This window comes from Pseudomonas sp. USTB-Z (assembly GCF_019691255.1).
GTDB classification, from domain to species: domain Bacteria; phylum Pseudomonadota; class Gammaproteobacteria; order Pseudomonadales; family Pseudomonadaceae; genus Aquipseudomonas; species Aquipseudomonas alloputida.
In genome coordinates, this window is sequence record NZ_JAECZP010000047.1 from 1 (window position 1) to 4558 (window position 4558).

3 protein-coding genes and 1 pseudogene are annotated in these 4558 nt (G+C 60.5%); all 4 read left to right on the top strand.

All coding sequences use genetic code 11. The features are described from left to right. Positions 1-283: pseudogene (locus tag I8746_RS27320) on the top strand (hypothetical protein); the annotation flags it as partial. A 217-nt stretch (positions 284-500) separates the two neighbouring features. After that, on the top strand, positions 501-1349 hold the full coding sequence (icmH, locus tag I8746_RS26740) for a type IVB secretion system protein IcmH/DotU (protein ID WP_221101210.1): 849 nt from the start codon (positions 501-503) through the stop codon (positions 1347-1349). Positions 1350-1362: 13 nt separating this feature from the next. Continuing rightward, positions 1363-3540, top strand: a complete 2178-nt coding sequence (locus I8746_RS26745) for a type VI secretion system Vgr family protein (protein WP_221101211.1) — start codon at positions 1363-1365, stop codon at positions 3538-3540. Beyond that, positions 3540-4418, top strand: a complete 879-nt coding sequence (locus I8746_RS26750) for a DUF4123 domain-containing protein (RefSeq protein ID WP_221101212.1) — start codon at positions 3540-3542, stop codon at positions 4416-4418. Before I8746_RS26745 ends, I8746_RS26750 begins: the two co-directional genes overlap by 1 nt. The last annotated feature ends 140 nt before the right edge of the window (positions 4419-4558 follow it).

Below are 4558 nucleotides of genomic sequence, written 5' to 3' on the forward strand. Positions count from 1 at the left end.
CAGCAGCTCTTTGGGGATTTTGGGCAGGTCACGCAAGGGTTTCTTTTTGGTTGGCATACATGCACCTCTTACTCATGTTATGCCCGAACACAAAATTTCTGACACCCTCCAGGGCTGGCACTATATGTCTCATACGTTCTGGGCCGGGATCTTTGTCTGGCTTACAACCTGGGCAACAGCATTGCTCTTCTATGGACGCATCGCGCTGCAGGCGGCTGAACTTAGCCCAGTGCTATCTGATGCTGCGCCGCAGCACTTGCAGACGTGGTCACAACAGTCATGAGAAAAATCAGCCCTCTATAAAACATCACTCATTTTTTGACAGAAATAATTAGACAACAACTTCCAAAGAAACTTCCTACAATGCTTTAGGAAGTTTCAATCTCCCACAAAAATTGATTCCTAGTTACTCTTCAGGCTTTCGCAACTGCTAATGCCCGACCGCATGGACGCGGGGGGCCACCGCGAGTGTTTGAGCTGCCAAGAGACGAGGATCAAGGATGCCCAAAGAGTCCGACCGCACTGGCAAACCAGTGCCCACCCCCAAAAAGCCAATCCTGCTCGAAGACATAAACGAAACCCCACCGCCTCCTGACGGCGCGGGTCCTGAATACGCAACCGATCTACCCGGCTACCCGGCCGATCCAGACTTTCAGCTACGCGGCGGCTACGACAACCTCATGCTCGACGCGGCAAGCCAGCTGTTCGGCCTGGTCATTCGCCTGCGCACGCTGGATGACCGGCCCAACATCCAGTTCGTGCACAAGACCGTGCAAACACAGGTCAGTACTATTCGCGAAGAAATGCGACAGCACGGCTATTGCGCGGTCCATCAGGAAGTCTATTCCTACGCCCTGTGCCTGCACCTGGACGAGGCCGTGATGACCCGCCCCTGGGGCCAGAACTCGTGCTGGAGCCACGAACCGCTGCTGAGCATCTTCCACGACGAAACCCAGGGCGGCGAAAAGATCTTCGTGCTGCTCGAGCGCATCATGCAATCGCCAAAGGAATTCCAGGATGTGCTGGAGTTCCTGTACTTCTGCTTTTGCCTGGGCCTGCAAGGCAAGTACGCCCTTGACCCCAAGGGCGATGAAATCCTCAGCGCGCTGATCAGCCGGATGCACAAGGTCATTCGCCAACTGCGTGGCCCCACGCCGCAAACAGTGAGCGACCCCTATAGCAACGTCGTCCATTGCCCCCACCGTATGCGCCGCTGGCAGTGGCCCTGGTGGACCCCGCTGGTCATTTCGGTCATCGCCATGGTCTGCGCGTACAGCTACTACAGCTACCGCCTCGACCTGCTAACCGCCGAAGTCCTCGAATCGCTCAACGCCATTCTGCAACAGTAACGGGGGACGCCACATGCCCAGCCAATCCGATTTGCGCTTCACTTTCCAGCCGCTGGTTGGCCGAAGCGAGTTTGAGGTGGTGTCGTTCGAGCTGGACGAAGCCATCAGCTCACCGTTCCAGCTGCAGCTGGAGCTGATCAGTTTCGAAGACGATGTCGACTTCGGCCAGCTCCTCGACAAACCGGTGCTGTTCACCCTGTGGCAGGGTGAGCGCCCGTTGCGCTACGTGCACGGCCTGATCAGCACCTTCAGCCAAGGGGAAACAGGCTTCCATCGCACCCGTTACCGCGCACTGGTCGAGCCCATGCTGGCCCGCGCCGGGCTGCGCTCGAACTGGCGCATCTTCCAGCAGAAAACCGTGCCGCAGATTCTCGAGATCATGCTCAAACGCCAAGGCGTGAATGCCTACGAGCTGAAGTGTCCCGACCCGCATCAGGTGCGCGAATTTTGCGTGCAGGCCGGTGAAACAGACCTCGACTTCATGGCCCGCCTGGCCGCCGAGGAAGGCATTGTCTACCGCTTCGAACACACGCCGAAACAGCACTTGCTGGTCATCACTGACCGGCTGCTGGCGCTGGGCCAGATCAGCCGGGGGGCCATCAAGACCGATGATGAGGATGAAGGGTTTCACAATGACGACGTGGGCCCCGATCAGGTGCTGTACCGATCCGTTGGAGGCGGCGATCAGGCCAGGCCTTGCCTGCGGCGCTTGCGTTACAGCGAACAGGTGCGAACAGCGCGGCAGGTGCAACGGGACTACACCTTCACTCATCCGCAATACCGTCAGGAACACCAGGCGTACGACAATAGCAACACCCATCAATCGCTGAACTATGAGCGCTTCGACTACCCCGGCCGATACAAGCGTGATGCGGTTGGGGTTCCGTTCACTGCCACCCGCCTTACGGCCCTGCGCCATGATGCGCGCATTGCCGAAGTGGAAGGCGACGATGTGCGCCTGCAACCGGGGCTGAGCTTCACCCTCATCGAGCACCCGCGTGAAGACCTCAACGTGCACTGGCGCACGGTCAGCGTGCATCACGAAGGCACCCAGTTCACCAGCCTGCAGGAAGAGGCCGCCGGCTCGCAGCAAGGCACCCGCTACAAACAGGACGCATTGCTGGTTCCCGGCAGGGCCGAATGGCGCCCGGCCCCCCTGCCCAAGCCACGCATTGACGGCCCGCACATGGCGACGGTGGTCGGGCCCAAGGGCGAGGAAATCTATTGCGACCAATGGGGCCGGGTGAAAGTGAGCTTTCCTTGGGACCGGGAAAGCGAAAACAACGAGTTCAGCTCCTGCTGGGTGCGCGTGTCGCAAGGTTGGGCGGGGGGCAGCTGGGGTTCGATGGCCATCCCGCGCATCGGCCAGGATGTGATCATCCAGTACGTCAACGCCGACCCGGACCAGCCGATGATCACCGGGCGCACCTATTGCGGTAACCAGTTGCCGCCCTATGAGCTGCCCGAGCACAAGACGCGCATGACCATCAAGAGCCAGACCCATAAAGGCGAAGGCTTCAACGAGCTGCGCTTCGAGGATGAACTGGGTCGGCAGGAGGTGTTCATTCATGCCGAGCGGGACCAGAACAACATCGTCAAGCACGACGAAACCACACGCGTGGGTAACGACCGTACCGAACGCGTCGAACGAGACGAAACGATTTCGATCGGTCAGGACCGTCGCGAAGACATCGCCCGTGACGAATCTGTTGGCATCGGCCAGAACCGGGTACACGAAATCGGCAACGACGACAGCCTGAGCATCGGCCGCAACCACAGGATCACCACAGGCAAGGATCGAATCGAACAGGTAGGGAACCACCGGCAGGACATCACCAAGGCAAACCACACAGTAGAAATCGGCGGCCACCTCGAACAGGTCGTTGCCGGTCACAGCACGTTGCAAACGGGCGAAGCCATCCGGCACACCACCAAGGTTTATGACATCCAGGTCAGCGAAAGCCTGACGATCCGCAGCCCCGCGGGGCTTCTGAGAGTCGACGGCGCCGGTATCACGCTGGACGGCCTGGCGCTGGCCTTCAAAGGGCCTGTCAGCCAGCAGGCTACGGGTAGCAATCGCGTCACTTCAACGTCTGGCGTACCGGCGCCGGGCGAACCCATTTGCCTCAGCTGCCTGCTCAAAGCGATCGCCGACGGCCACACCATCATTCGCATGGAAGGAGCAAGCTGATGCCCAGCCCATTTGTCAGAGCAATGGTCGATGTGCTGCGGGCATCCGATCACTATCGCCTCAGCGCCATCGTGGAAATGGCCAACTTGACACCCGAGGTGCAGGAACAACTGACCGGGCACTACACCGGCCGCTGCTGGCCACTGCTGCAGCAAGCCCAGTTCAGCAACCTGCGGACAGCAGGCCCTTGGTTGTTCGGTTCGCGCCTCGGTTCCGATGTCTCGGCCCAGTACGACTTCCAATGGCAACTTGAACAAGGTGCTGCTGGCGCCGTGTGCGGCTGGATAGTCAGCGCGCTTCCCGCTGCCCGGCTCGCCGGACACCTGAGCCACGCCAACATCGTCACGGGCACGGACGGCCACTCGTACCTGTTGCGCTTCCACACCGCCGCGGCTCTGCTAGTGCTGGACAGGCACCGTGAGCTGCCTGGGGTTAGCGAATGGCTGGCCCCCATCCATCACTGGTGGGCACCCGTGGCACACCCGAGCAAGCGGTTGTGGATGCAGATATCCGGCGGTAATCAGCCTCAATCCACGCACTGTCCGCCAATCACGTTGAACGAAGCGTGTTGGGCCGAACTGGCGGGTGACCCGCTGAGCTATCAACTTGCTGAGTTGCTCAAGAACGAGCGGTCCTGCCCGACCATGCACGCTGCCTGCCACGGCACACGGGTTGGCTTGATTCAGCACTATCTGGATCAGGCGCGCGCGCAAGGCCTGGGGCGTGAAGAAGACCTTATCAGCTATGTGCTGATGCTGGCTCGCGGTGGCGAACAGCTCAGTAGCTCGCCAGCCTGGCAGGAGGCGATTGCCGCCACGCGCGAGCAGCAGACATCCCTGATGGACAACGTGCAGCGCTGCCTGCGCACCAAGGACTGAGGCACAACACAACCATGGACTCACTCAGCGAAACCCTCGAACTGTGCAGGCGCATCACCTCCGGCTACCGCCCTGCCCTGCGCAACAGCCCCGTCGCCGACTGCACCCGCCGCTTCGAACTGCTGCCCCTGCGCTACGCC

Coding starts and splice junctions, on each gene's coding strand:
- I8746_RS26750 (WP_221101212.1), top strand. CDS start 3,540: ATGCCCAGCCCATTTGTCAGAGCAATGGTCGATGTGCTGCGGGCATCC.
- I8746_RS26745 (WP_221101211.1), top strand. CDS start 1,363: ATGCCCAGCCAATCCGATTTGCGCTTCACTTTCCAGCCGCTGGTTGGC.
- icmH (WP_221101210.1), top strand. CDS start 501: ATGCCCAAAGAGTCCGACCGCACTGGCAAACCAGTGCCCACCCCCAAA.